This window comes from Leisingera sp. JC11, assembly GCF_040704725.1.
GTDB lineage: Bacteria > Pseudomonadota > Alphaproteobacteria > Rhodobacterales > Rhodobacteraceae > Leisingera.
Genome location: NZ_JBFCVS010000047.1, coordinates 2501 through 5695 on the forward strand (window position 1 = coordinate 2501; position 3195 = coordinate 5695).

The 3195-nt window shown below is 54.7% G+C and carries 1 tRNA gene and 2 rRNA genes (1 of these 3 running past the window's edge); all 3 read left to right on the plus strand.

Annotated elements, in window-relative coordinates:
- Positions 1-2772, plus strand: a 23S ribosomal RNA gene (locus AB1A62_RS21920) (it extends 57 nt beyond the left edge of the window).
- Positions 2773-2891: 119 nt separating this feature from the next.
- Positions 2892-3006, plus strand: a 5S ribosomal RNA gene (gene rrf, locus AB1A62_RS21925).
- Between the two features lie 45 nt (positions 3007-3051).
- Positions 3052-3128 (plus strand) — tRNA-Met (locus tag AB1A62_RS21930).
- Positions 3129-3195: the final 67 nt, after the last annotated feature.

Genomic DNA, 3195 nt, shown 5'->3' on the forward strand with positions numbered 1-3195 from the left:
CGTGATACCCTGCGATAAGCTTGGGGGAGCCGGGAATAGGCTTTGATCCCAAGATCTCTGAATGGGGGAACCCACCTGAAAGTTCGTTATAATAGCCGCAAGGCTGCTTATAATGGGCTTAACCAGGTACTTAAGGACTGAATACATAGGTCTTTAAGAGCAAACCCGGGGAACTGAAACATCTAAGTACCCGGAGGAAAGGACATCAATAGAGACTCCGTTAGTAGTGGCGAGCGAACGCGGACCAGCCGAGCCTGATGAGTGACCAGAATGCGTTGGGAAACGCAGCCAGAGCGGGTGACAGCCCCGTATGGGAAGCTCTGAGGGACGTATTAAGTAGGGCGGGACACGTGAAATCCTGTTCGAAGACCGGAGGACCACCTCCGAAGGCTAAGTACTCCTTACTGACCGATAGCGAACCAGTACCGTGAGGGAAAGGTGAAAAGCACCCCGGCGAGGGGAGTGAAACAGTACCTGAAACCGAACGCCTACAATCAGTTGGAGGCCCCTTGAGGGCTGACAGCGTACCTTTTGTATAATGGGTCATCGACTTGGTCTCACGAGCAAGCTTAAACCGCTAGGTGTAGGCGCAGCGAAAGCGAGTCTTAATAGGGCGCATGAGTTCGTGGGATCAGACCCGAAACCGAGTGATCTAGGCATGGCCAGGTTGAAGGTGCGGTAACACGCACTGGAGGACCGAACCCACATCCGTTGAAAAGGATCGGGATGAGCTGTGCCTAGGGGTGAAAGGCCAATCAAACTCGGAGATAGCTGGTTCTCTGCGAAATCTATTTAGGTAGAGCGTCATCCGAATACCCCGGGGGGTAGAGCACTGGATGGGTAATGGGGCCCCACAGGCTTACTGATCCTAACCAAACTCCGAATACCCGGGAGTACTAGATGGCAGACACACGGCGGATGCTAACGTCCGTCGTGGAGAGGGAAACAACCCTGACCTCCGGCTAAGGCCCCCAATTCATGGCTAAGTGGGAAAGCAGGTGAGACGTCCAAAACAACCAGGAGGTTGGCTTAGAAGCAGCCATCCTTTAAAGATAGCGTAACAGCTCACTGGTCTAATCAAGATGTCTTGCGGCGAAGATGTAACGGGGCTCAAGCCATGAGCCGAAGCCGAGGATGCACATAGTGCATGGTAGCAGAGCGTAGTGTGACATAGTCTCATTCCTCCTTAGTATCTTCGGATACATTGGAGGAGAGAGGCTTTCGATGAAGCCGGGGCGTGAGCCATCCGGTGGAGAGATCACTAGCGAGAATGATGACATGAGTAGCGACAAAGAGTGTGAGAGACACTCTCGCCGAAAGTCCAAGGGTTCCTGCTTAAAGCTAATCTGAGCAGGGTAAGCCGGCCCCTAAGCCGAGGCCGAAAGGCGTAGGCGATGGGAACTAGGTTAATATTCCTAGGCCAGGAGGATGTGACGGATCATGAAGGTTGTTCGCCCTTATCGGATTGGGCGGGCCGCTGATTGGTCCCTGGAAATAGCCCTCCATCAGACCGTACCCTAAACCGACACAGGTGGACTGGTAGAGAATACCAAGGCGCTTGAGAGAACGATGTTGAAGGAACTCGGCAAAATACCTCCGTAAGTTCGCGAGAAGGAGGCCCGGGTTCAAGGCAACTTGGATCCGGGGGCACAAACCAGGGGGTGGCGACTGTTTATTAAAAACACAGGGCTCTGCGAAGCCGTAAGGCGACGTATAGGGTCTGACGCCTGCCCGGTGCCTGAAGGTTAAAAGGAGGGGTGAGAGCTCCGAATTGAAGCCCAGGTAAACGGCGGCCGTAACTATAACGGTCCTAAGGTAGCGAAATTCCTTGTCGGGTAAGTTCCGACCTGCACGAATGGCGTAACGACTTCCCCGCTGTCTCCAACATCGACTCAGCGAAATTGAATTGCCTGTCAAGATGCAGGCTTCCCGCGGTTAGACGGAAAGACCCCGTGCACCTTTACTACAGCTTCGCACTGGCATCAGGATTGTGATGTGCAGGATAGGTGGTAGGCATCGAAGCCGGGACGCAAGTCCCGGTGGAGCCTCCCTTGAGATACCACCCTTCGCACTCTTGATGTCTAACCGCGGTCCGTTATCCGGATCCGGGACCCTGCGTGGCGGGTAGTTTGACTGGGGCGGTCGCCTCCTAAAGAGTAACGGAGGCGCGCGAAGGTTGGCTCAGAGCGGTCGGAAATCGCTCGTTGAGTGCAATGGCAGAAGCCAGCCTGACTGCAAGACTGACAAGTCGAGCAGAGACGAAAGTCGGCCATAGTGATCCGGTGGTCCCGCGTGGAAGGGCCATCGCTCAACGGATAAAAGGTACGCCGGGGATAACAGGCTGATACTGCCCAAGAGTCCATATCGACGGCAGTGTTTGGCACCTCGATGTCGGCTCATCTCATCCTGGGGCTGGAGCAGGTCCCAAGGGTACGGCTGTTCGCCGTTTAAAGAGGTACGTGAGCTGGGTTTAGAACGTCGTGAGACAGTTCGGTCCCTATCTGCCGTGGGTGTAGGATACTTGAGAGGAGTTGCCCCTAGTACGAGAGGACCGGGGTGAACGATCCACTGGTGGACCAGTTGTTATGCCAATAGCAGTGCTGGGTAGCTATGATCGGACAGGATAACCGCTGAAGGCATCTAAGCGGGAAGCCCCCCTCAAAACAAGGTATCCCTGAGGGCCGTGGAAGACCACCACGCCGATAGGCCGGAGGTGTAAGCGCAGCAATGCGTTCAGCTGACCGGTACTAATCGCCCGATAGGCTTGATTTGATCCAGTAACAGACAGTGTTACAAAGAACCAAACAAGCAAACACATCCCTAACTGAACCTGGACATGTTGATTGTACCGGCGCTCCCCATAAAGGCGCGCCGGAGTGGATTTTCCTCGGTTTGGTGGCTACAGCACAAGTGAAACACCCGGTCCCATCCCGAACCCGGAAGTTAAGCACTGTCGCGCCGATGGTACTTGGGCTCAAGCCCTGGGAGAGTAGGTCACCGCCAAACCTAGTAAAATCCAACATCTCTCTTAACGATACCAAGAACACCTGACGCGGGATGGAGCAGCCAGGTAGCTCGTCAGGCTCATAACCTGAAGGTCGCAGGTTCAAATCCTGCTCCCGCAACCAGAGATACAGACCAAGCCTCCGCAAAAAGCGGGGGCTTCTTCGATTCCGACGCCCCCAAAGCCATCAG